General features: G+C 63.8%; 16 protein-coding genes. 8 read left to right on the forward strand and 8 right to left on the reverse strand.

Annotation, left to right across the window (positions count from 1 at the left end; genetic code table 11):
* Position 1: 1 nt before the first annotated feature.
* From G4Y73_RS10800 to G4Y73_RS10815, 4 genes are all read right to left on the reverse strand, one after another.
* Complete coding sequence (locus G4Y73_RS10800) at positions 2-454, reverse strand: LEA type 2 family protein (protein ID WP_164231648.1); 453 nt, start codon at positions 452-454, stop codon at positions 2-4.
* A 73-nt stretch (positions 455-527) separates the two neighbouring features.
* Entirely contained in the window at positions 528-1,391 is an 864-nt protein-coding gene (locus G4Y73_RS10805) for an ABC transporter permease (RefSeq protein ID WP_164231649.1), read from the reverse strand.
* The gene (locus tag G4Y73_RS10810; RefSeq protein WP_164231650.1) at positions 1,388-2,347 is read right to left on the reverse strand and encodes an ABC transporter permease; all 960 of its coding nucleotides are present in this window, start codon (positions 2,345-2,347) and stop codon (positions 1,388-1,390) included. Before G4Y73_RS10810 ends, G4Y73_RS10805 begins: the two co-directional genes overlap by 4 nt.
* The gene (locus tag G4Y73_RS10815; RefSeq protein ID WP_164231651.1) at positions 2,344-4,086 is read right to left on the reverse strand and encodes an ABC transporter substrate-binding protein; all 1,743 of its coding nucleotides are present in this window, start codon (positions 4,084-4,086) and stop codon (positions 2,344-2,346) included. The genes G4Y73_RS10810 and G4Y73_RS10815 overlap by 4 nt, the downstream gene beginning before the upstream one ends.
* Positions 4,087-4,271: 185 nt before the next feature.
* Here G4Y73_RS10815 and G4Y73_RS10820 point away from each other — a divergent pair, with 185 nt between their 5' ends.
* From G4Y73_RS10820 to G4Y73_RS10830, 3 genes are all read left to right on the forward strand, one after another.
* Positions 4,272-5,018, forward strand: coding sequence for an EAL domain-containing protein (locus G4Y73_RS10820; RefSeq protein ID WP_164231652.1), 747 nt, complete (start codon positions 4,272-4,274; stop codon positions 5,016-5,018).
* 71 nt (positions 5,019-5,089) lie between these two features.
* A complete protein-coding gene (locus G4Y73_RS10825; RefSeq protein ID WP_164231653.1) occupies positions 5,090-5,890 on the forward strand; it encodes a DUF6502 family protein in 801 nt (266 codons plus the stop codon).
* A 36-nt stretch (positions 5,891-5,926) separates the two neighbouring features.
* Positions 5,927-6,763: a hypothetical protein gene (locus G4Y73_RS10830; RefSeq protein ID WP_164231654.1), complete on the forward strand. Its 837-nt coding sequence runs from the start codon at positions 5,927-5,929 to the stop codon at positions 6,761-6,763.
* 138 nt (positions 6,764-6,901) lie between these two features.
* Here G4Y73_RS10830 and G4Y73_RS10835 read toward each other — a convergent pair whose 3' ends face one another.
* Positions 6,902-7,264 (reverse strand): SirB2 family protein, encoded by a 363-nt coding sequence (locus G4Y73_RS10835; protein WP_164231655.1) that lies wholly within the window; start codon positions 7,262-7,264, stop codon positions 6,902-6,904.
* A gap of 105 nt (positions 7,265-7,369) precedes the next feature.
* On the opposite strand from G4Y73_RS10835, the gene G4Y73_RS14295 reads away from it, so the two are divergent.
* A complete protein-coding gene (locus tag G4Y73_RS14295) occupies positions 7,370-9,259 on the forward strand; it encodes an acetyl-CoA hydrolase/transferase family protein (RefSeq protein WP_205596600.1) in 1,890 nt (629 codons plus the stop codon).
* Here the strand turns inward: G4Y73_RS14295 and G4Y73_RS10845 are convergent.
* Entirely contained in the window at positions 9,223-10,098 is an 876-nt protein-coding gene (locus G4Y73_RS10845) for an alpha/beta fold hydrolase (protein WP_164231657.1), read from the reverse strand. The two genes, G4Y73_RS14295 and G4Y73_RS10845, sit on opposite strands and share 37 nt — an antisense overlap.
* Positions 10,099-10,219: 121 nt before the next feature.
* Between G4Y73_RS10845 and G4Y73_RS10850 the strand changes: the two genes are divergently transcribed.
* Positions 10,220-10,795, forward strand: a complete 576-nt coding sequence (locus G4Y73_RS10850; RefSeq protein WP_205596601.1) for a carboxymuconolactone decarboxylase family protein — start codon at positions 10,220-10,222, stop codon at positions 10,793-10,795.
* A 12-nt stretch (positions 10,796-10,807) separates the two neighbouring features.
* Here G4Y73_RS10850 and G4Y73_RS10855 read toward each other — a convergent pair whose 3' ends face one another.
* Positions 10,808-11,833: a low specificity L-threonine aldolase gene (locus G4Y73_RS10855; protein WP_164231659.1), complete on the reverse strand. Its 1,026-nt coding sequence runs from the start codon at positions 11,831-11,833 to the stop codon at positions 10,808-10,810.
* Between the two features lie 183 nt (positions 11,834-12,016).
* Here G4Y73_RS10855 and hrpA point away from each other — a divergent pair, with 183 nt between their 5' ends.
* The 3 genes from hrpA to G4Y73_RS10870 all read left to right on the forward strand — a co-directional run bounded on the left by hrpA (position 12,017) and on the right by G4Y73_RS10870 (position 19,499).
* The gene (hrpA, locus tag G4Y73_RS10860) at positions 12,017-15,859 is read left to right on the forward strand and encodes an ATP-dependent RNA helicase HrpA (RefSeq protein WP_164231660.1); all 3,843 of its coding nucleotides are present in this window, start codon (positions 12,017-12,019) and stop codon (positions 15,857-15,859) included.
* 131 nt (positions 15,860-15,990) lie between these two features.
* Entirely contained in the window at positions 15,991-17,298 is a 1,308-nt protein-coding gene (locus tag G4Y73_RS10865) for a hypothetical protein (RefSeq protein WP_164231661.1), read from the forward strand.
* A 32-nt stretch (positions 17,299-17,330) separates the two neighbouring features.
* The gene (locus G4Y73_RS10870; protein ID WP_164231662.1) at positions 17,331-19,499 is read left to right on the forward strand and encodes a bifunctional (p)ppGpp synthetase/guanosine-3',5'-bis(diphosphate) 3'-pyrophosphohydrolase; all 2,169 of its coding nucleotides are present in this window, start codon (positions 17,331-17,333) and stop codon (positions 19,497-19,499) included.
* 103 nt (positions 19,500-19,602) lie between these two features.
* On the opposite strand, the gene G4Y73_RS10875 is transcribed toward G4Y73_RS10870, so the two are convergent.
* A complete protein-coding gene (locus G4Y73_RS10875) occupies positions 19,603-24,006 on the reverse strand; it encodes a glycosyltransferase (RefSeq protein ID WP_164231663.1) in 4,404 nt (1,467 codons plus the stop codon).
* Positions 24,007-24,053: the final 47 nt, after the last annotated feature.

Consider the following 24,053-nt stretch of genomic DNA (forward strand, 5'->3'; position numbering starts at 1 on the left):
CTCAGCGGAATCGATCGGGCTGTCCGGGTGCCGGGTGCAGCCAACCTTGCGCGCTGGCGCGGTTGAAGCGATCTTCCTGGTTGATCAGCGTCAGCTCCAGGGACCAGGGCAGGCTGGCACGCTCGCCGCTGGCCAGCGCCTCGAGCCGGTTCAGACCGGCCTGGTGGCCATTCACCCTCAGCCGTATGACTTCGCGGCCGCGCGCGGAGATCCTCAGAGGCAGATCCTCGCGCCCGGCTGCCAGTGGCTGCGCGTCAAGATCGAGTTCGAACTCGATTGCGCTCAATTGCATGTGCATGTCGTTGACGTTGCGCAGGGCCAGTTCGATTACCAGCTCGTCACCCTGGCGCGCCAGCCCGTCGATGCCGGCCAAGGGAGGTTCGCCGGTGACGTCGCGAATGTTGCCGCAGGCGGCGAGCAGGCACACTGCCAGTGTGATCAGCGGTGATCTCACGAATCTCTCCATTGGGGCATCAATAGCGGCTGAATCGTCATGATAATGCCAATGCCGGGCTGCCGGGCCGGGCTCAGGCATCGGGTCGCCGCGCCGGGTGCCGGCGGGTCCGTGGGTCGAGCTGTGCCTGCAGCCGGTCGGCCAGATGATTGACGGTCAGCACCAGCGCCATGAGCGCGCTCGATGCGGCGATGAAGTTGGTGATGTGACCGGCCAGCACCTCTTGCGAAGCCTCGGCGATCATCACGCCCCAGCTGATGCTGTTGTCCGGCCCCAGGCCGAGGAAGCTGAGTACCACTTCGGCCTTGATCGCAGCCACGAACACCAGCGTGGCCTGGACGAGCAGGATGTGCCAGGTATTAGGCAGGATGTGACGGCGCACGATCCGGCCCGGCGTGAGGCCGCTGACGCGGGCCGCGGCAACAAAGTCGAGTTGGCGCAGGCGCAGGGTTTCGGCCCGCACCAGGCGCGCCGTCAGGGTCCAGAAGGTCAGGATCATGGCCGCCTGCATGGCGCCGGGTCGGCCCGCGAATGCAAAGGCCAGTGCGGCAACGAACAGGTAGAAGGGAATGGCGTCGAGCGTGCCGGCCAGCCACAGCATCAGCTCGTCGATCCAGCGCCCGGCGAAGTAGCCGGCCAGGCCGCCGAGCATCGCGCCGAGCAGGGTCGAGGTCAGGGCGACCAGCATCCCGATTTCGAAAGCAGCGGCGGTGCTGGCCAGGAGCCGGGAGAAAATGTCCTGGCCGAGGAGGTTGGTGCCGAGCCAGTGCTGTTTTGAGGGCGGTTCGCGGAAATCGCCTGTGATCGCGGCCCATTCATTGCCCCACCACCCCAGCCAGACGCCGATGGCGGCCGCCAGGTAGACGGCAATGATGACCGGCGCAATCCAGTGGCGTCGGTCGGCATTCGCGGTCATCGTGCCTGCGGTTGCGTTCATGGCTGGCCCGCCCGCGGGTCGGCCAGCCGCCCGAGCAGGTCGGCGAAGGTCAGGGCCAGCACGAACAGAACGGCGCTGAAACTGACCACGGCCATCAGGACCGGCTGGTCGCCGGAAAGAATCGCCTGGTAGGTGATCCGCCCGACACCCGGTATGCCGAAATGACTTTCGATGATCAGGCTGCCCGAGATCAGGATCAGCGGGACCGCAAACACGATGCGGGTCAGGATTGGCAATGCGGCGGCGCGCAGCACGTAGGACGAGAGGATGCGGCCCGGACCGAAACCATAGGCGCGCGCCGTACGCACCGGAGCGTCAGCCAATCGCTCCCGCAAGACTGCGCGGAAGAAACGCAGGTTGTATCCGAAATTGGCGACCACGATGGCCAGTGTCGGCACGGCCACGTGCTGCAGATAGTCAGCCGCACCGCCGACTTGCCAGCCGCGCACCGGGAACCAGCCCAGCCACACGCCGAAGACTAGCTGAACGGCAATGACCGTGATGACCAGCGACAGGCTCATGCCGAGCGCCGAGGCCAGGTCGCAGAACCGATCGACAAAGCCACCGGGCCGCCACGCGGCGCGCAGGGCCAGCGCCAGTGCGATGGCGATGCCGAGCACGAAACCGGGCAGCAGCAGGGCGAGCGAAACCGGCACGGTTCGCTCGAGCAGACTGTAGACGGGTTCGCCGCTGGCCTGGGAATGACCCAGGTCGAATCGGGCCAGATCGCCCAGGTAATGCAGGTAGCGCAGCGCAAAGGGCCGGTCGTAGCCGAGCTGCTGACGGACCTGCTCGATCTGCTCCGGCGAGGGGTTGCGGCCGAGCAGTTCCCAGGTCTGCTCCGGCCCGAAATGGACCGTCAGGGTGAAACTGATCACGGTCACGCCCAGCAGCAGGGGCACGGCGCCCAGCAGTCGCCGCAACAGCCAGGCGCCGGTGCTGTGCGTCTCGCTCATTGCGCCTTGTCCTGCACGGTCACAAAGCGCAGGAAGCCGCCGCCGCCCATTTCACGATCCGGCCACATCACGACCTGGCGCTTCCACAAGTGCAGGCGGGTACGTGCCAGGGAACCGATCAGCACGCAGTCGTCGATGACCATGTCGTTGAGTTGCCGGTACAGCCGGGTGCGTTCAGGACCGGCGGGCAGGGTCGCGGCTTGTTCGAACAGACGATCGTATTCGTCGTTGGCGTAATTGAAGCTGTTGGCCCCGGGCGCGGCGTTGGGACCGTAGAACAGTTGCAGACTGTACTGGGCGTCGGGATAGGCCAGCGTCCAGCCGAGCAGGAACAGGTCGAGCTCGCGCTGGCCGATGGCGCGAAAGTATTCGCCGAAGCTGGCGAAGCTGCGCGAGCTCAGTCTGTCGGCGGGAAAGCCGATGGCCTGCATCCAGGCCCGGAACTGCTCGAACATCTGGCGCTGGTGGACGCTGGACTCGAGGCCATAGACCAGGGACGGGAGCGATTCCGGCTGCCAGCCTTGCTCGGCCAGGCGTCGGCGCGCGCGCTGCGGATCATGGGCGAGTGATTCACGCGAGCGTTGCGGATCGTATGCCGCCAGCATGGGGGGGATGACCCCTGGGAAGGTCTGCCCGAGGCCATGGTAGAAGGACCTCTTGCGTTGATCCCAGTCGAAGGCGTCGCGCATGGCGCAGCGCAGGGCGCGATTGCGATCAGCGCGCTGCGAGTCGGGATGGTGGCCGATCTCGGGGTTGGCCATGTTGAAACCGTAGAAGACGAAGCCGGCCTCCGGTTCGGCCAGGGTGTGGTAGCGCGCGGTGATTTCATCTTCGAAGCGCAGCGGCTCGCGTTCGGCCAGAACACGGTCGGCCAGTTCAGGCGGCACCATTACCGTATCGACACCGCCGTTCGAGGCGAAGCTGCTCCAGCGTGCCGTCGGTTCGTTGATGAAGTGAATCTCGAGGCGGTCAATGAAGGGTGGCGATTTCCCGTCGATGGCTTCCAGGCCGTAGCCATCATGCCGCGCCGGATCGAAGCCTTCCGCCGTGAGGTCTACCGGACTCTGCCGGTAGGACTCACTGGGCACCAGCACGGCCATGGTCTCGTCGAAGCGGGTCAGGCGAAAAGGGCCGGAGCCGACCGGATGGATGCCGAATTCCCGGCCGTAGTGCGCCACCGCCTCGTGCGGAACGACAGCCGAAAGGGCCATGGCCAGCGTATGCGTGAATTGCGGGTAGGGCTCGCTCAACTCGAAGCGCAGGGTGTGGGTGTCCTCGGCCGTCATCGATTCGATTCGGTCTTCCCACAGCCAGGCCCCGCGCGAGCGGGTTTCGGACCGGAAGTGTCGCTCGAGAGAGTAGATGACGTCGTCGGCTTCGACCGCACGTCCGATTCCGTCTGGAAATGCCGGGTCGTCGGCGAAGCGCGCATCGGACCGCAGCCGAATGGTGTAGACCCGGCCGTCGTCGGATACCTCGGGCATGTCGGCCGCGAGATTGGGCGTCAGTTCCCAGGGTCGGGTCAGATATTTGTAGCGATAGAGGGTGTCGTAGAGATTGTTGACCAGGGTGGCGGCATAGACGTTGTCGGCGTGCGCCGGATCGAGGCTGGCCGGCGCGCCGTCGAGGGCATGACGATAGGTGCGAGCCGGCTGATCCGTCCCCGAGTCTAGCTGCTGGCAGCCGGGCAAGAGCATCACGGCCAGTCCGAGCAGGCAGGCAAATCGCGCTGGCAACATCAAGCATCCCCTCTGGATCGGGTACCGGCCGGGCCGGCTCGCCGCCCACCCTATCGGATTTTTCGTTTGTCTCACAAGTCCCTCTCGCCGACCAGATTACACAAAAAAAGTGCTTGCAATCTGAATAAAATGCCGATATTGTCATTCTACAAAAATGGCAAACGACGAAAATGAGGAATCCTGCCATGGATGCCCAAGTTCTAAAAACCAGCTCCCTGCAGGCGACCGGCGAGTTCTGCTCGTTCGCGGTTCACCAGATTCATGCGCTGACACCCGGCCAGGACGGTTTCGGCGCGGATCGCCCCTGGTACGAGGCGCTGATTCGGCCGCAGGGTCCTCATCGGCACTGGTCGCCATCGGATTTCATCGACCGTCTCTACCTGGAGCGGCCCGCCCTCGAGACCGACCTGGAAGTACTCGATCGCATGGGCCAGTGGCTGCTCAATCAAGACCGGCCGGTGCGCGTGAGCATCAACACCCATCCACAGTCGCTCACCAGTCGCCGCTTCGTGGACCGTGTGCTGGCGTTGCAGGCGCGTGCACAAAGCGCTTCGCATTCGGTCTGCCTGGAATTGATCGAATTCGGGGTCAGCCGCGAGAAGCAAACGCTCGTTCGCAACGCCCAGGAACTGCGCCGGGCAGGGGTGCTGATCGCGTTGGACGATTTCGGCAGTCGGGTCAACTGTTTCGACCTGTGCGCGACCGGCATCGTCGATCTGCTCAAGATTCACATCAACTTCATCCGCAACGTTCATCGCGACCCGCACCAGCGGGCGATTGTTGAAAGCATCAACACGCTCGGGCGCGGGATTGGTGCCAGCGTTATCGCCGAGGGCGTGGAGCACGCTGAACAGGCAGAGGCGTTGCGCGGAATGGGGATCGAGTACGCACAGGGGTTCTTGTTTCAGAAGCCGCAATTGCTGGAGGTCTGAAGATGAGTCAGGCAGTAGTCCGACAAGAACAAAGTGAAGACATCAGTTGGCTAATCGAGGCGATGACTCGCATGGTCAGACCGATTGTGCGATTTGCCATCGGTCGCGTTTCCTGTAGCGCCTTGGTCCAGCTCGTTCGGGAAATTTATGTAGAGGAGGCCAGAGGCTATCTGCAAAAAGAAAATCCCGATCGTAAGGTCACCCGCTCCGCACTCGCCTTGCTATGCGGCATGGATGGCCGTGCGATCAAGGCCTTCGAAGACAGCCCGGAACGTAACTACGCTGCGTCCGACGTGTGTTCGGAAGCTCATATTCTTGAGATGTGGAACAACGACGAGACCTTTCTCGATGACGGAGGCAACCCGGCTGAACTGTTGATCCATGGCCCTCAGGGCACTTTCCAGCGCTTGGTCAGCCGCGCGGCCGGTCGTGCCGTGACCCCTCAGACTGCACTCGATCGCCTGCTCGAAAGCGGCAACGTCGAGCTCACTGACAACGATACGCGGGTGCGTCTGATCGATCCATTTTACAAGCCCGTCAAGGAATCGGAGAAGACCGCAATCGAGGCAGGCAGCCTGGCCATTAATCGACTCGGTCGCGCGGTGGTTCACAACACCAGTCGCGTTCCCAGCACGCAGCCGACCTGGCTGCAACAGGATCGCTGGTCCTTTCGTATCCCCAAGGATCGCCTCGACATCATTCGAACCGAGGTCCGGACGATTCTCGAGCGACACATCATTGAAATGGAGCAATACCTTGAATCCGAGGAGAAAAGGCCATCAGAGGACTCGGAGCATTCCGTTGGTATCGGCTGGTACTACTGGGAGGAGTCCTCTCCGACAGACGTCCGGTCACCGGGAAATATGTCATAAACAAACTTCATTAAGAGAGAGTAAGGAGCACACATAATGTTCAATTTAATCGAAAAGTCGGGAACGGGTATCGAGAAGAGCGGTACGGGTATCGAGAAGAGCGGTACGGGTATCGAAAAGAGTGGGACCGGCATGGCCCGTGGTCGCTGGCACGTGACCACCCTGTTGGCGGCCGCGTTGTTTGCGGCTCCAGCCCTTGCCAGCGATCCCGAGGTTCTGGTAACGGCCGGCGACGAACAGATCTTGGTCTCCGTGCATACCGAGCAGGGAATCCTGGTAGGTCGGGGTGCCATTCTGGACGACTCCGGTTACTTTCAGGTCGCACTCTACTCCGCCGTGGGCCCCTCAGGATCTGGTGCCATCCTCCAGCCAATGGTCGCCGGTTCGGGCAGCGGCAAGGAAGTGGCCGGTTCCGGCAGCGGTAAGGAAGTAGCCGGGTCGGGTAGCGGCAAGGAAGTGGCCGGCTCAGGCAGTGGTAAGGAAGTGGCCGGTTCGGGCAGTGGTAAGGAAGTAGCCGGGTCGGGCAGCGGCAAGGAAGTTGCCGGGTCGGGCAGTGGCAAGGAAGTTGCTGGTTCGGGCAGCGGCAAGGACGTGGCCGGCTCTGGCAGTGGTTCGGCGGGCGAGAGCTGTGTGTCCGATTTTGGACTCGAAGTAGCTGGTTCCGGTAGTGGTTCGGCTACCGAGGGTGCCCCGTGCGCTGCTGCATGGGGGGTTGCCGAAGTTGTCGTGGATGAGAACGGTGCGCATGTCGTCGTTCACCAGATCGACAATGCTGGCATGAATGAATTCCTGGTGGCATTCCTGCCTGGGTCGGGCGGTTCTTCAGCCGACGATGAGTGGGAAAGCGATCGTGGTTTCGTCCTGACTCCGTAAGCGGGGTCTGAAGACACAGGTTGACTTGACCAATGGGCGCTTGAATCGTCGTCTCCCCTTCCCGCGACGATTCATGCGTTGTTGGCTGCCCCGGCCCTGCCGGGGCTTTTTAATGGTGTTCGGGATACTCTGAACAAACTACAGTGGTTTATGCAGTGCCAGCGCAGCAATCGAGAGGAAGACGGCCAGTGCGGCCAGGTAGAGCCAGACGGCCCGGGTCTGCTGCATGGACCTGAAGGCCATCATGCCCAGGAGGATGTACGCGACGACCAGCATGAGCTTGAGGCCCAGCCAGGACAGCAGCGGCCAGCCGACGATGACCCACAGTGTCACGCCGGAGGCAAGCAGCAGGGTGTCGATGACGTGCGGAGCGACCTTCAGCAACCGGTGCTCGAGGGCGCGATTGAGCACCAGGCGCACGAAGCCACGCAGTGCGAAGCCCAGGCCGCTGAGCAGGGCCAGCAGGATATGGGCGTACTTGATCGGCAGGTAGTATTCCATGGGGTCGATCGGCCGGGTTGGAGAGTTCGGTCCGCATTCTAGTCGCAACGGCGCGTCGGCGTTTGGTGGTAACTTGAAGCATCGCGCCTGAAAAGGATGATGACCGTGGCAACGCAGCCGGACTCCACGCTTGAAGCCGTAATCGACAGCATAGTCGAGCGCATCGGCCGCCAACTGGTCGTGGGGCTGCCGCTCGGACTGGGCAAGCCCAACCGCCTGATCAATGCGCTCTATCACCGTGCCTGCGAGGATTCAGAGCTTGATCTGCAGATCGTCACGGCCTTGTCGCTGGACGTGCCCCAGCCCGGGCACTGGCTGGAGGGGCGATTGATGGATCCGATCGTCGAGCGGCTGTTCGGACGTGACTATCCGCGCCTGGACTACCTCGACGACCTCCGAGCCGGGCGCGTGCCCGACAATATCCGCATTACCGAATTCTACTTTCAGTCCGGTGCGGCACTGGGTCAATCCATAATGCAGCGCCGCTACGTTTCCTCGAATTACACCCACGTGGCGCGCGATCTCGTCGATCGCGGCGTGAACGTGGTCATGCAGTTGGTTTCCGCCCCGGTCGATGGGCGCTACAGCCTGTCGTGCAACCCGGACGTGACCCTGGACCTGGTCGGGCGACTGCGCACCCAGGCCGACTGGCCCTGGATGACAGTGGCGCAGGTGCATCCGGACCTGCCCTTCATGCACGGCGACGCCGTGGTCGACCCGGAATTCTTCGATGAGATTATCGAGGCTGACCCGGATCAGCGCCTGTTCGGCCTGCCCCGCACTCCGGTGTCATTGCAGGATCATGCGGTGGGCCTGCACGCCTCTCGCCTGGTAGCCGACGGTGGCACCCTGCAGATCGGGATCGGTTCGCTGTCGGATGCGCTGGTCAATGCGTTGATCTATCGCCAGCATCACAACCGGGCCTGGCGACAGCTGGTCGATCTGCTGGGAAAGCAGCGGCAGACCATCGAGGAACACCAGCCCTTCGAGGCGGGGCTCTACGGCGCCAGCGAGATGTTCATGGATGGGTTCATGCACCTCTACCGCGCCGGAATTCTCAAGCGTGAAGTCTTCGATGACCTCGATCTGCAGCAGCGCGTCAATGCCGGCGAGCACATCGAACAGGCCGGCAGCGGGGCGATCATGGACGGCGGTTTCTTCCTCGGATCCGGCGAATTCTACGAGTTTCTCAGCAAGCTGGATGCGCGCGAGCGACCGCGATTCCGCATGCACGGCGTGGGTCGCATCAATCAGCTCTACGGTGGTACGGAAACACTCGAACTGGCCCAACGCCGACATGCCCGTTTCATCAACACATGCATGATGGTCACTGCAACGGGCGCAGCAGTTTCCGATGCGCTGGCCGACCACCAGGTCGTCTCCGGCGTGGGCGGTCAGTACAACTTCGTCGCCATGGCGCATGCCATGGACGACGGCCGCTCGATCCTGCTGCTGCGCTCGACCCGCACCGGTAGTGACGGCGAGCGTACTTCCAACATCGTCTGGGAGTATCCGCACACCACCATTCCGCGCCATCTTCGCGACATCGTCGTGACCGAATACGGCGTGGCCGATTTGCGTGGCTGCACCGATGAGGAATGCATCCAGGCCCTGGTCGGCATCATGGATGTCGACTTCCAGGACGATCTGGTCGACCAGGCGAAGCAGGCCGGCAAGCTCGATCCGGAATGGCAGGTGCCCGATTCGGCGCGGCGCAACACGCCGGATCACCTGGCGCAGTCGTTCGAAGCCCTGCGCGATGATTTCCCCGAGTACCCCATGGGCAGTGACTTCACCGATATCGAGGAGCGCCTGATTCCTGCCCTGCAGCGACTGAAACGGCTTTCGGCAAGCAAGGCTCGGTTGGTGCGCGCGCTATTTCGTGGCCGGCCCGGCGATCATGTCGAGGCGCTCGCGCGGCTGGGGCTGGCCGAACCGGCAACGCTGCGCGAGCGGGCCTACGCGCGCCTGGTCGCCGCGATGCTGGACGAGTGACGGCCCAGCCATTGCTCGATCGCATCGGCGGTGGCACTCGGGCGTTTCATCCAGGCGTAATGATCTGCCTTCTTGCCGTCGCGTCTGGAGCCGATCGTTTGCTTTGACACCTGGCAGCCGGCCAACTTGCCGATCAGCCAGTCAAGCGATCCGGGCGGCACGAACCAGTCATCGGCCATGTCGAGCGCCAGCACGGGTATCTCAAGCTTGCCAAGGCCGGCTTCCAGGTCGGTTTTCACGCCGGAGGGACGGTAGTTTCCGGTCCGCGCGCTGCGCGCCCAGTCGGCCATCACGCTGCGGGCTTCGTTGCCGGCGAAGCCGACGCGCTTGCCCGGGTAGTAGCCGAACAGGCTGCCCAATGTGGGAAAAGCGATCATCGTGCCAATCATCACGCCCTTCATCGGCCAGGGAAACACACGCCAGTAGGGCGCACCGCCGGCGATGATGACCAGTCCGCGACAGTCCTGTGCGTCGGCCGCGGCGGCCAGGCAGGCTAATTGCGAACCCAGGCTGTGGCCGCCGAGCAGGTGGCCGTCCTGAGCGTGTTCCGCCACGACCCGGCGGGCCGCCGCAATGTCCTCGAGTAACTCCCGGTAGGCCCAGTCCGACTGTCGCGATGCCCGCCGGTTCGAGGACCCGTTGCCGCGCCACTCGTGAATGAAAACCTCGATGCCACGCTTGGCCAGCGCCCTGGCGAAGCCGATGAATAGTCGCGCGCTCAGGCCCATGCCGGGCAGGAACAGCAAGTGGTGTTGCGGTCGCTCCGCGCTGACGTGAATCAGCTCGAAGCGGTGGCCGTCATGAACGTCGACGGGGATGACGGGTTGGTCGTGGGGCATGGGGCTAGTTTAAGGGACCAAGGACCAGGGACCAGGGACCAGGGACCAAGGGTGGGGTGACGTTATAGTGTCGGCTGGTTGCAATCTGACGAGTGAATTCCCGATGGCGCATATTGATCCTTTGCCAGCTGATCATACCCCGGAGCTGGGCGAGACCTTTCGGCATTTCGAGGCGATTCTCGGTTTTGTTCCCAACAGCCTGCTGACGATGCAGCGGCGGCCGAAGATCGTCGAAGCGTTCGGCCAGTTGACGGCAGCCGTGATGGACCCCGAGGGTAGCGTGAATCCGGCCTTCAAACGGCTGCTGGCGCATTTCGCCAGCCGTGCGGCCGGCTGCCAGTACTGCGAGGCGCATTCGCTGGTGGCCGCCGGCATCAGCGGCCTGCCGGACGAAAAGCTCGAGGCTCTGTGGGAGTACCAGACCAGCGCGCATTACTCCGACGCCGAGCGCGCCGCCCTGGATTTTGCCCTGGCTGCTGGCAGTGTGCCCAACGGCGTCGATGAAGCGCTCATGGCGCGCTTGAAACAGCACTGGAGCGACGAGCAGATCGTCGAGCTGCTGGCCGCCGTCTGCCTGTACGGTTTTCTCAACCGCTGGAATGATTCCATGGCCACCGATCTGGAGGATGGGCCGCGGCAGCTCGGCGAGAAGGTGCTCAAGTCAGGTGGGTGGACGGGCGGCAAGCACGTGAAATGATGTTGGCTGGTTCTACGCGTTCAGTGCCTTGAGAAAAGCCGTCACCTGATCTTCGGTGGTTGCCCAGGAGCAGACTAGTCTGGCCAGGTCTTCGTGGCCGGGCCAGATGTGGAATTCGAAGCCCTTTTCCTTGAGCGCGGCCAGTGTTTCGGGCGCGGCCTTCATAAAAACCTCGTTGGATTCCACCGGCCAGTGCAATGAGGCATGTGGGCAGGCCTCGATGCCCTCGGCCAGTTGCCGGGCTCGCGCATTGGCGATGCCACCCAGTTCCAGCCAGAGGTCATCGTCGAGCATGGCCAGCAATTGCGCCGAGACGTAGCGCATCTTCGACAGCAGGTGTCCGGCGCGCTTGCGTCGCCGGGCCATGCCCTCGAGCCATTCGGGATGGCCGAAAACGACGATCGCCTCGGCGGTCACGGCACCGTTCTTGGTGACGCCGAAGCTGAGTACGTCGACGCCGGCTTTCCAGGTTGTCTGGGCCGGCGAACAGCCGAGCGTTGCCACGGCATTGGCAAAACGCGCGCCGTCCATGTGCAGGTGCAGTCCGCGTGAATGGGTCGCTTCGGCAATTTCGGCAATCGTCTCGGGTCGATAGACTGTCCCGCATTCGGTGGCCTGGGTGATCGAGACCACCGAAGGCTTGACGTTATGCACGCCATGGGCGCCGGCACTGTCGATGGTGCGGGCGACGCTGTCGGCATCGAGTCTGCCGTCTTCCCCGGGCAGGGGCAGCAGCTTGGCCCCGGCCGAGTAGAACTCGGGTGCGCCGTTCTCGTCGTTGTGAATATGGGCCAGCTCGTGGCACAGCACTGCCCCCCAGGGCGGGCTCAGCTCGGCGATGGCCACGGCGTTGGCGGCCGTGCCGGTGGCGATCGGCAGCACATGGCAATCGGTTTCGAACAGATCTGCGAAGCGACGGTCGAGCTCGCGACTGAAGCGATCCTCGGAATAGGCCGTGGCAAAGCCGTCGTTGGCGCGGGAAATCGCCTCGATCATGGCCGGATGGGCCGGTGCTTCGTTGTCGCTTTTGAAATTCATCGTTTTGACAGACTATCTGGAACCGCAGATTGCGCAGATTAACGCAGATCGGTAGGCGATTTACTGGCGGGTTGGGGATTATCCTGTCGAGTCAACGGAACCGGTACCCAGGTTGTTCATTCCAATGATTCCTTACTCAATCTGCGAAAATCTGCGCAATCTGCGGTTTCACGAACTCCTTTCATGAGCAAGCTCCCCGTTTTCGATCCGATCGAGGTGATGCAGCGCGATATCGCCGGGCTGAAGCGGCGCCACAAGCAGCTGGCCCGCTTTCGTGGGCCCGAAGAGAAGCGCCAGCGCCTGCTCGATGAATACCGGCAGTTGCTCGACGACTCGCAGGCGCGGCGGCAACTGCGGGCCGAGAACCGGCCCGATACCGGCGAGCCGCCGGATCTGCCGATCAGCGCACACGCCGAAAGTATTGTCGAAGCCATTCGCGAAAACCAGGTCGTAATCGTCGCCGGCGAGACGGGGTCGGGCAAATCGACCCAGTTGCCGAAGCTTTGCCTGGATGCCGGCTTGGGCGAGCGTGGCCTGATCGGCTGTACCCAGCCCCGGCGCATTGCCGCGCGCTCGGTGGCGCGGCGGGTGGCCGAGGAGCTCGGCAGTGGTCTCGGGCAGGCCGTGGGTTTCCAGGTGCGATTCACCGACCGGGTCTCGGACCAGAGCTACATCAAGTTCATGACCGACGGCATCCTGCTGGCCGAAATCCACCACGACCGTCTGCTCGATGCCTACGACACCCTGATCATCGACGAGGCGCACGAGCGCAGTCTCAACATCGACTTCCTGCTCGGCTATCTCAAGCGTCTGACCCGGCGTCGTCCGGACCTGAAAATCATCATCACCTCGGCGACCATCGATACCGAGCGTTTCGCCGAGCACTTCGACCAGGCGCCGGTGATTACCGTCGAGGGCCGCGGCTATCCGGTCGACATCCAATATCAGGCACCCAAGGAGGGCGAGGACCTGCCGCAGCAGGTGCGACGGGCTGTCGACACGGTCAGTCGCATCGATTCGCGCGGTGACATCCTGGTCTTCCTGCCCGGCGAGCGTGAAATCTTCCAGGTCTCGCGCGCACTCAAGCGCGCCAATCTCTCGCATACCGAGGTCTTGCCGCTCTACGCCCGCCTGCCCGCCGCCCAGCAGGACCGGATCTTCAAGCTGGATACGGGCCGGCGCATCGTGCTGGCGACCAACGTGGCCGAAACCTCGCTGACGGTGCCTGGCATCCGCTTCGTGATCGACTCCGGCCTGGCGCGCATTTCGCGCTATGCGGCGCATTCGAAGGTGCTCCGGCTGCCGGTCGAGCCGGTCTCGCAGGCGTCCTGCAACCAGCGGGCCGGGCGTTGCGGCCGGATAGGTCCGGGCACCTGCGTGCGCCTGTTCGACGAGACCGATTTTCTCGCCCGCCCGGAGTTCACCGAGCCGGAGATCCAGCGCGCCGGCCTGATCGGCGTGCTGCTGGAAATGCTCGCGCTGGGCCTGGGTGATCCCGAGGCATTTCCTTTTGTCGATCCACCGCCGAAACGCCTGATCGGCGAGGCCTGGCAAAGTCTGTTCGAGCTGAGCGCGATCGACGGCGAGCGGCGACTGACCCCGTCGGGCCGCCAGCTCGCCCGGCTGCCGGTCGATGCCCGCCACGGCCGCATGCTGATCGAGGCGGCGCAGCGCGGTGCGCTGGCCGAGGTGCTGGTGCTGGTCGCGGCCCTGTCGGTGGCCGATGCGCGTGAGCGGCCGCTGGATCAGCAGCAGGCCGCCGACCAGGCCCATGCGCAGTTCGTGGTGCCGGGCTCGGACTTTCTTACCCTGCTCAAGTTGTGGCAGTGGTGGCAGCAGGTACGGTCCGAGAACTCCCGCAGTCAGGCCGACAAGCTGGCGCGCCGGCACTTTCTTGCGCCCCAGCGCCTGCACGAATGGGGCCAGCTCCATGCGCAGTTGAAGCAGATCGCCCGCGATGAGCGATGGAAGTTCGGTCGGCTGGGGGCGGCCGATCCGGAAGCCGTCCATCGCAGCCTGCTGGCCGGGCTGCTGGGCATGATCGGCCAGCACGAGGAAGGCGGGGAGTACCAGGGGGCGCGTGGGCACAAGTTCCGCATTTTTCCCGGCTCCGTGCTCGCGAAGCGCAACCCGGGCTGGATCATGGCCGCCGAGTTGGTGGAGACAGCGCGGCCTTACGCGCGCATGGCCGCGCCGGTTCAGCCCGAATGGCTGGAAGAGCAGGGCGCACACCTGCTGAAATCACGCGTGTACGACCCGCACTGGGACCGGCGTTCGGGCCGCGTGATGGGCTACGAGCAGGTCAGCCTGCACGGATTGATCCTGGTCGAGAAGCGGCGCGTCCACTACGGACCGCGTGACCCGCAGACGGCGCGAGACATCTTTATCCGCCATGCGCTGGTGCGTGGCGAGATCGACTCGAAGGCCGGGTTTCTCAGGCGCAACGAGGCCCTCAAGCGTGAGCTCGCTGCCCACGAGCACAAGCGCCGGCGGCGGGACGTACTGGCGGCCGAGGCCGAGTTGGAAGTCTTCTTCGACCGGCACTTGCCCGCGGACATCTTCACCACGAAAGCCTTTGCGCGCTGGTACGAGCGGCTCAGCGACGACGAGCGCGACCAGCTGCTCTACGATCGCGCCACGCTGCTGCGGGAGGATGCGCCGCTGGCTGGCCAGGACGCCTTCCCCGAGTACCTGGAACTCGGCCCCGAGCGCTTTCGCCTGAACTATCACTTCGATCCGGCAAGCGAGCGCGACGGCGTCATGTTCGATTGCCCGTTGCACCTGCTCAATCGGCTCGACGCCGGCCGCTTGCAGTGGTTGGTGCCGGGCCTCCTCGAGGAGAAGGTCACCGCGCTGATTGCCAGTCTGCCGAAGGCAAAGCGGCGTTCCCTGGTGCCCGCGGCCGAATACGCCCGGGCCGCCATCGAGTCGCTCGGCGTGCCAGAGGGCGCCTTGCTCGACCGACTGGCAGGCGAGCTCTCGCGCATGTCGGGCATGGAAATCGAGCCCGCCGACTTCAAGCTCGACAAGCTGCCCAGGCACCTGTTTTTTCTGATTCGTCTGCGCGATGACGGCGGTCAGGTGCTGGGTGAGAGCCGCGATGTGGCTGAATTGATCGAGCGATTCAGCGAGCGGGCCCGGCGCGAGTTCATGGATCGCCAGGCGGGACAGTGGCAGCGTGACGATCTCGGGCCGGCCGACTTCCCGGAATTGCCCGAAGCGATCACCACCCGCGGTGGCCACCGTGCCTGGCCGGCGCTGGTCGATCAGGGCCGCCGGGCCGGCGTGCGCTTGTTCGACAGCGAGATCGAGGCGCGCCAGGCCCATCGCAATGGACTGCTGGTCCTGGCGCGCGAAGCGATTCGTGACAAGTGGAAATACTTGCAGAAAAACCATGCCCTGAGTCGCGACGCCCAATTGGCCTGGGCGCGCGTCGAGGATCCGGCGGCCATGACCGAAAGCCTGCGCAGCCTCGCCCTGCGGGACCTGCTGAACGAAGCCTGGGCGGTTCGCGACCGGGCGGCTTTCGATCAGAGGGTCGCTGCCATCCGTCAGGATCTTCTTATAAAGTATGCCGAACTGGCGCAAATTGCCGATAAAATGTTTGTATTGTGGCACCAGGCGGATCGCTGGCTGAACAGTCTGGAAGAGGCCGTGCCCGGAGCCGTGAGGGATATGCAAAGCCAGCTCGAGGATCTGATGTATGCCGGATTTCTCGATGATATTGACGCGAGGCGTCTGCGGCACTACCCTCGCTACCTGGAGGCTCTGCACGTCCGTCTCGAGGTGCTGGAGCAGGATCCGGTGCGCGACAGGCAGCGTATGGCCGAGGTGGGGCCGTGGTGGCAGCGATACCTCGATCACCTCGCCGAGGGCGGCTGGTACACGCCCACGCTTGACCGCTATCGCTGGCTGGTCGAGGAATTTCGGGTGCAGGTATTCGCCCAGAAGCTGGGTACGGCCGAAAAGGCCTCCCGGCAGCGGCTCGAGTCGGCCTGGAAGGAAGTGTTGGCGGAGATTGCGTGACTAAAGTCTCAGATTTCGGCCAGAAAGTCCTGAATTAACGGAACTTTTATGGCTTGGGGATAGTCACTGGGTCTGAAAAATGGGTACAATTGTGTTGTATACCGCCCAGACCAGCCAGGAGATTCCTGATAGTGAGACCAGCTAAGTTCAAGTTTTTGCCTGCCCTGCTGATTTTGGGGGTCGTCGCGGCGGCTTCCGCGCAGACGCCCAGTGTTCTTGATTTCCAGATTTCCGGCTCGCCCTATCACGACATCCTCGATACCGGGGCCGGCAGCCTGCTCAATTACGATCTGGCCAACGACCGGATCGATTTTGCCGTTGGTTCGACCGGCGTATACGACAGTCCGCTCTTCTGTTTTGATTTCGCTAGCCCGGAAGGCGTGACCTTGACTGCCACCGATGCCAATGGCCATGTGGTGATGGATTCGGTGGGCATGGGTGCTGATCTTGGTTACGATCTGGCCGGTAACGCGATTTCCATGTCGCCTGCGAGTTCGGTGCAGTGCTTCTTCAAGTCGAGCAACGGCACGTTCGGTCCGTTCGGCAAAGCTGTCAATCCGTCGCGTAACTCTACCGATGACGGTGTTACCGACCGGTTTTTCAAGGACGACTTCGCCACTTATCCGGAAATTCAGATCGAATTCACCAACCTGAAGATTAACGGATCCATCGCGAATGAGGTCGGATCGTTCGATAACGTTTCCGTTTCTCCGGGTGACCTGATCACTTACGATCTGGTCATTTCGAATACTGGGGAAGGCGCTGCCGAAACGCTGGCTTTTCAGGAACTGTTCCCGGCTAGCGATTCCTTGGATGCATCGCCCTTCGATGCATCGCTCAGCGCCGGGGATTGGATTTGTATTGGTGCAATGTTTGAAACTTTTGAGGATAACGGCGCCTGCCCCGCTTCGAGCGGTACCGGTTCGATTCGTTTCCAGGGTATTTCGCTACCGGCCCAGTCACAGCTGGTTTTCGAGATCAACCGTGAAGTCACGGCGGGTTCGGAGGGAGTCCTCAATCTGTACGCCGGGCTGGTTAACGGTGCCGGGTCCCAGGTCGAGAGTGACGTTGCCGAGGTGGACCTGGGAATTGTCGGTGAGGCAGTGGCAATGGCGTTTTGGAATCAGCCGGGCAGTACTGTAGCCGGTAATCTCGTCCTTACGGACCAGGGTGATCCCATCGAGGTGGCCATCGTCGATGCCAACAACAACCTGGTCAACAGTCACAACTCCGGCCAGATCAGCATGGAACTGTTCAATAGCAATGGATTCGTGGCCGAACTCCAGAGTTATATCGACGTGATCGATGGGAAAGCAGTATTTACCAACCTTTCGACACAAGGTCTGGGTCTTTCGGCGGGTACGGATTATGAATTGCGCGCCGTCTCGACCGAATCGTTCAGTAGCGTCAGAAGCCAGCCTTTCGAGATCACGCTCTAGACGCTGCGCGAGTTGGTTGTAGTGGAACTTAGGTGCATCAGCCTAGCGAAGCCTCGGATACGCGGTTAGTACGCGAGCTGATCGATTGGCTCGACAACTCGGATGCCGCACGCCAGGTTGCGGTCAGTAGGCAGCTGCGAGAATTGGTCGAAGGCTCACGAGCGCCCGGCAGCGGACTGGACGAATCCGGACTGGTCCTCGGCGCACTCAAGGCCCTTGAGCCGCTCTCCCCGGATTCAGATACCCTTGCCGCAACCGTGATGCTGCCCCATGTGCTGGTGGCGGACCGCCTTCCGACTTCTGTCGAGGAACAGCTACCCGACTCGGTGCTGCGCCTGCTCGAGCAACTGGCCACACTGAGCCACTTCGGCCGCAACTACCTCCCCGATGACCAATCCCGTGCCGAGGGCCTTCGGCGCCTGCTAATGGCATTGGTGGCTGACGTGCGCGTGGTGTTGATTGCGCTCGCCTGGCAGATCGCGCGCTTGCACGCAGTTCGCGATGACGAGGAGGCGACGCGCCGCGAAGTGGCGCGCGAGACGCAGTTGATCCACGCGCCGCTGGCCAATCGCCTCGGCATCTGGCAGCTCAAGTGGGAGCTCGAAGATCTGAGCTTTCGCTATCTTGAGCCGGAAACCTACCAGCGCATCAGCCAGCTGGTGGCTGAAAAGCGTTCCGATCGCCAGGCCTTCATCGAGCAGTTCATGAACCGTCTGCGCATGCTGCTGGCCGATTCCGATATCCCCGGCGATGTCAGCGGCCGGGCCAAGCATATCTACTCGATCTGGCGCAAGATGCAGCGCAAGGGCCTCGACTTCCATGAGCTGTTCGACGTGCGCGCGGTGCGCGTGCTGGTCGACAGCGTCGAGCAGTGCTACACCGTGCTGGGCCTGGTGCATACCCAGTGGCAGCCGGTGCCGGGCGAATTCGACGACTACATCACCAATCCCAAGGCCAATCTCTACCAGTCGCTGCACACGGCCGTTCGCACCGACAGCGGGCGAGTGGTGGAAGTGCAGATCCGTACCCACGAGATGCATCGCCATGCCGAGCTAGGGGTGGCGGCGCACTGGCGCTACAAGGAAGGCGGCCCGCGCGACGATGCGCTGGAAAAGCGTATCGGTGCGATGCGTCAGCTGCTCGAAGCCCAGGAAGACGGCGACGATGATGAAGCGCTGCTGGAGAATTTCAGCAACCTCACCACCGAGGATCGGGTCTACGTGCTCACGCCGAAAGGCGAGGTGCGCGACCTGTCCGCCGGCGCCACGCCTCTGGATTTCGCCTACCTGATTCACACCGAAGTCGGACACCGCTGTCGCGGCGCGCGGGTCAACGGCCGCATCGTTCCGCTGACCTATTGTCTGCGCAACGGCGACCGGGTCGAAATCCTGACCGGCAACGAGGCCCGGCCCTCGCGCGACTGGCTGGTGCCGCGCCTGGGCTATATCGGCACGGCGCGTGCCCGCGCCAAGGCGCGGCAGTGGTTTCGACAGGCCAACCAGGAAGAGAACCTGACGGCCGGCAAGCACTCCGTCGAGGCGGAATTCCGCCGTCTCGACATTGATCCCGACGAAATCCGCCGGGTCATGGAGCGGTTCAACGCCACGCGCGTGGAGGACCTGTACGTGAGCGTCGGCGCCGGGGAAGTGACGGCCACTCAGGTAGCCCGGGCGGTCGAGCGCCTGCATGCACGGGAGCGCAAGGAAGACGAAGGCATTGCGGTCCAGCGACGGCCGGTCGAGTCCGGGAGTGACGACGATGTGCGCATCGCGGGCGTTGGCAGCCTGCTGCACCAGATGGCGCGCTGCTGCCAGCCGGTGCCGGGCGATGCCATCGCCGGCTACATCACGCGCGGCCGTGGCGTAAGCATCCATCGCCAGGACTGCAAGCAGTTTCGCAACCTTCAACGGCGCCAGCCCGAGCGCGTGCTCGACGTCCGCTGGAGTTCGGGCCCGCGCAGCCGCTATCCCTCGCGGATCATCGTGGAAGCGTGGGACCGGCACGAGCTGATCAAGGATATCGGCACCCTGCTGGCCGCGGAGAAGGTCCATGTCACGGCCATGAACGCCCACCAACCCGAGGCCGGCGGGAGCGTGAAGATCGAGCTGACCGTTCAGGTCGAGGACTTCGATCAGCTCGCCGCGCTGCTCAACCGCCTACAGACCATACCCGCCGTGACGGCCGCGCGTCGCCTTCGTTAGTCAAGCTAACCGCGAAGACGCGAAGAGCGCAAAGAAATCTACGACACTGATCGGTCCCCAACCAAAGTGCACTGCAATCTTGGCGATCTTTGCGTCTTTGCGGTTAGTGCTTCTGAGTAAGGGAACCCAGCAATTCACTGATGGCGCTCTTGGCGGCCTCGAAGCTGAAATGGCATTCGACATTGACCAGACCACCGTCTGAGAGCGCGAGCCAGAGTGATTCATCGCTGTAGGCTCGAACGATGGCAGCGGCAAACTCGTCGCTGCTATCGGCGAGGAGCACATCCTTGCCGTCTTCCAGGTACATGCCTTCGGCCGCGCAAGTGGTGGCGACGACCGGCAGCCCCCAGGCCATGGCCTGGTTGACCTTGCCCTTGACGCCGGCGCCGTAGCGCAGTGGCGCCACGGACAGCCGGCAACCTTCGAGGTAAGGCTTCAGGTCTTCGACGTAGCCGTGCAGGACGACGCCGTCGACGCTCCGCTCACGCAGGTTCTCCGGCATGCGACTGCCGATGATGTGCAGCCGCACCTCGGGCAGTTCGGCCCGGACCCGCGGCATGATCTCATCCATCAGCCATTCGGCGGCATCGATATTGGGCGGGTGCTGGAAACCGCCGACGAACAGCAGGTCGCGTCGCTCGGACCAGTCGCGACTGCGGCCGTGGATGTGGTGGATGTTCGACAGCACCTGGATGTCGGCATCGGGAAGCGCCTGCTGCAGCAGGTCGCGCTCGACCGGGCTGACCACCAGGGTGGCGTCACTCGAGCGGATCAGGCCGAGTTCGGCCTTGCGGGTTTTCTCGGCCATACGCCGCGCACGCTCGTCGCCGGTCAGTTCGGCCATGCGCTGTTCGCGCAGGAAGTGCAGGTCGACGGTATCGAAGATCACGCGGGCGTTCGGACAGTGCTTGCGGATCGAATCGATCAGGGGCGCGAGCACGTAGTGGCGGCTGACCAGCACCAGGTCGAGCGCCGTGCCGTGCTCATGCAGCCAGTCTTCGGTGCCGGTCACCCAGGGATGAAACAGGACCTGGACGCCGCGCTGTTGCAGGTTGCGCGTATAGCGGTCGGTCCAGGCCAGGTTCTCCGGCATGAAACTGACCCGATAGCCCATGTCGCGCAGGATGGTGAGCATGGCCTCCATGCGCATCGAGCCGGAGTCTTTGTCGGGTTCGGGCGTGACCGCATCGATAACCAGCACGCGGCCGAGGCTGCGGTGGTGCCGGGCGCGCCGGACCTGGTCGATGGCTTCCGGTCCGGGCACCGGGTCGGGCTGCCCGGCCAGCGCCTCGCGCCAGCGTTCGACGAATTTTTCGCGATTGACCGCCTGATAGCGCTTGGTGCCGGACGACTCGTCGGTGCCGGAACTGATGCCCTCGTGATGCACGATGGTGCAGCCGGGCTGGTAGACCACCTTCAAGCCGAGTTCGCGCACGCGAAAGCACAGATCGGTGTCCTCGTAGTAGGCCGGGGCGTAGTGCGAGTCGAAGCCGCCGGCCCGTTCGAAGGTCTCGCGAGGGATGGCCAGGCAGGCCCCCGAGACATAGTCGGCCTCGCAGGCGAAGCTGTACTCGGGCCGGTCGGGTTGGTCGCCGCGGCCGTAGTTCCAACCTGAGCCGTCGTGAAACACGATGCCGCCGGCCTCCTGCAGCCGACCGTCCGGATAGACCAGCCGGGCGCCGACGATTCCGGTGTCGGGAAAATGATCGAAGGTGTCAATGAGAGCGGTGAGCCAGTGGCGGGTGACCGTGGTGTCGTTGTTGAGAAACACCAGGAACTCGCCGCGGGCGACGGCCGCGCCCGCATTGCAGCTGTAAATGAAGCCGCTGTTCGTGTCATTGCTGACGATGGTCAGTCCTTCGCACTGCGACAGGTACTCCGCGGTGGCGTCAGTCGAGCAGTCGTCGACCACGATCACTTCGAAAGAGTGGCTGCGGGTTTCCTCTGCGATGGCATGCAGGCAGGCGGCCGTGTAGGCCAGCTTGTTGAACACCGGGATGACGATGCTCGTTGTGGGCCGGTTGGCGGTCTCCAGTCGTACCGGTTCCGGCGCTTCCGGCGGCGGCTCGAATATTGGCTCGAAGGGGGCAAGCGGCTCGGGACCGGCCATATCGGACTGCTGCATCAGATCCAGAGTGCCGCGCAGGCCATAGAGCCTGAGGTTGTGCAGCAGCCGAGCGATCAGCTTCGGCCAGCGCAGGGGGTTATAGATGCGTCGGCGCACGGCGTTGTCGGCCATGCGATTGACCACGCGCAGCGGCCGGGTCAGTTTCCAGGAACGGCTGGCGAAGATGGTCTGCAGTTCGTCATCCAGGTGCTGGATGCGGGATTGGGCCAGGTCAAGGTCGCGCTCAAGCGACTGCGCCCATCGGGTGCGCGATTCCAGCTCCCCCTCCAGTTGCGCCCTGAGCTGGGGAATGTCGTGATTTTCGAGCCGCTGCGCCCAGCGCGTGCGCTCCCGGGTCAATCGCTCCTGCTTGCGTGCCCAGGCGGTGCGTTCGGCCAGGTCCTGTTGCAGCGTTAGCCGATCGGCCTCGAGCGCGGCGATCTGCTGCCGGGCGTCGCTCTGGTCCGCTGCGGCGGCCTGCCACTGCGCCTGTATCAGCGAGTGGTTGATCGTGTCTGTTCGCCCCGGTGCGCGTTCTGAATCAACGTCGAGAGCCGCCAGTTGTGCGGCAGCGTCCGGTTCTTCCGGCAACGCCTGTCGCATGGCTTCGAATCGCTGCGGGTCGGCCTGCAGCTTCGCCACCGCGGCCACCAGGCTGTCGGCGTCGGGTTCGAACAGCACGCCGTCGCGACCGTGCTCGATGCGCTCGAGGAAACTGCCCGTGCGGGTGGCGATGGGGACCAGGCCCAGCGCCCGGGTCTCGCTCAGCACGTAGTTCCAGGTTTCCGGTACGGTCGACAGGAACAGTACGGCCTGTGCACCGACCCGGGCCAGGTATTCGGGCAGGGCGTCGTGCGCATAATCGAGGATGATGTCGACGCCGCGGCGGCCAAAGAAACGCATGCCGTGGCGGCCGCAGCCGATCAGGGTGATCCGGGCGTGAGCCGTCAGCCGTTCAAGCGACTGCTCGAGCAGGCCGCTGCCTTTTCCGGCCGACAGGCGGCCGACCACGACCAGGTTGAGGCGGCCGTCGGGCAGGCGGCGAGGCGCGATCGACGGCGTTTCGCTGGTCCATCCACCGAAGCCGTGGCCGATAACGCGCGCAATATCGAGCGGGTCGTCGACCAGCGCCTGCCAGCGCTCGAGAACGTGCCGGGTCGGGGCGATCAAATCGACCTGGTTGTGCTGGACGATTTCGAGCCAGTCTTGCGCCAGGGCCTGCCAGGCCTGCGTCCGGCGCTCGAGAAAATGAAAGCCCTTGCCGTTTTCCGCGATGGCGCGTTCGAGGTCAAACCCACCGTCGTCCTGGCGATAGGCGAAGGGGTCGAAATCCAGCACCGGCCAGGCCGGGTAGTAGTCGTGCAGCACCTGCAGGGTCGGCAGGCCGGTGGCCAGGGCGTCGAGCCCGTGACCGATCAGCGAAGAGACGACGACGCGCTCGACGGCGAAACGGCCGATCACCCGGTCGAGCGCTTCCCGATGTCTTTCATGATGGGTCTGTGTGCCGCTGATGGCTGGTGTCAGCGTCCACTGGCGCACCGGTGCTCGTCCCGGGCCGGCGGCATAGAGCTTGAGGACCTCGCCGTGCAGCTTGCCATCGCTGCGACCGCTGGCCGAAAGCACCAGGTGGTGGCGCTCGAGGTCGGCTGCGATGATGTCGGCAATCCAGCGGGCGACGCCGCCGCCCCAGTCGTGGCTGATGTGCAGGACCACCGGTTTCCCGTCCAGGCCGAACAGGGGTAGCGGGCGGTCGATGTCTCCCTCGATCAGTGTCTGTGCGGCCTGGCGGAGATGCCCGGTTGCCGCCCGGATATCGGGCTGATCGTAATCGCCCGCGCTGGCCGGTAGCGCCGGATCGTGGGCCCAGAGGCCGTCGTAGAGTGCACAGACACCGCGTTCGGCGGCCGCCACGGCCGCTTCCAGGCGGCCCGGCGGCACGATGGCAAAGCGCTGGGGGACATGATGGACAAAGGACCAGCCCGGCTCGGCCGCTGTCCACACCAGGGAATCGAGCACTTCGGGTCGTGGCAGTCCTTCCAGCCCGGCCATCGGGTTCAGCGCTGACTCGTGATTGCCGGGACAGGTCGTCAGCGGCGGGCAGTCGGCGTCTTCGAGTATTCGCTCGATGCGTTTGCCGCTCAGCCGGGGCAGTTCGATGCCGGACTCGATGATCACCACGCCGTCTTCGGTGTCGGTGTCCGGCATGGAACCGATCCATTGCCACCACGGGCTGCGGTCGTCCGGGCCGCGATTCTCACCTTCGGGTGCCTTCCCGCCGCCGGTGATCAGGCGCTTGCCCGGCAGGACCTTGTCGAGACGATTGAGCCAGTCTGCATCGACCCGCTCGCCCCGGCGCGTCAGGACGACGATGATCGGCCTTGTCGGAGTGATAGAAACCATGAGCCCAAGGGTATAATTGACGGACGCCGGACAGGCCGGTCAGGGCC

The sequence above is a fragment of the Wenzhouxiangella sp. XN201 genome, assembly GCF_011008905.1.
GTDB lineage: Bacteria > Pseudomonadota > Gammaproteobacteria > Xanthomonadales > Wenzhouxiangellaceae > Wenzhouxiangella.

Excerpts from the sequence above, each read along its gene's own strand:
- G4Y73_RS10805 (WP_164231649.1), bottom strand. The coding sequence starts at position 1,391 with ATGAACGCAACCGCAGGCACGATGACCGCGAATGCCGACCGACGCCAC.
- G4Y73_RS10810 (WP_164231650.1), bottom strand. The coding sequence starts at position 2,347 with ATGAGCGAGACGCACAGCACCGGCGCCTGGCTGTTGCGGCGACTGCTG.
- G4Y73_RS10815 (WP_164231651.1), bottom strand. The coding sequence starts at position 4,086 with ATGTTGCCAGCGCGATTTGCCTGCCTGCTCGGACTGGCCGTGATGCTC.
- G4Y73_RS10820 (WP_164231652.1), top strand. The coding sequence starts at position 4,272 with ATGGATGCCCAAGTTCTAAAAACCAGCTCCCTGCAGGCGACCGGCGAG.
- G4Y73_RS10825 (WP_164231653.1), top strand. The coding sequence starts at position 5,090 with ATGGTCAGACCGATTGTGCGATTTGCCATCGGTCGCGTTTCCTGTAGC.
- G4Y73_RS10830 (WP_164231654.1), top strand. The coding sequence starts at position 5,927 with ATGTTCAATTTAATCGAAAAGTCGGGAACGGGTATCGAGAAGAGCGGT.
- G4Y73_RS10835 (WP_164231655.1), bottom strand. The coding sequence starts at position 7,264 with ATGGAATACTACCTGCCGATCAAGTACGCCCATATCCTGCTGGCCCTG.
- G4Y73_RS10845 (WP_164231657.1), bottom strand. The coding sequence starts at position 10,098 with ATGCCCCACGACCAACCCGTCATCCCCGTCGACGTTCATGACGGCCAC.
- G4Y73_RS10855 (WP_164231659.1), bottom strand. The coding sequence starts at position 11,833 with ATGAATTTCAAAAGCGACAACGAAGCACCGGCCCATCCGGCCATGATC.
- hrpA (WP_164231660.1), top strand. The coding sequence starts at position 12,017 with ATGAGCAAGCTCCCCGTTTTCGATCCGATCGAGGTGATGCAGCGCGAT.
- G4Y73_RS10875 (WP_164231663.1), bottom strand. The coding sequence starts at position 24,006 with ATGGTTTCTATCACTCCGACAAGGCCGATCATCGTCGTCCTGACGCGC.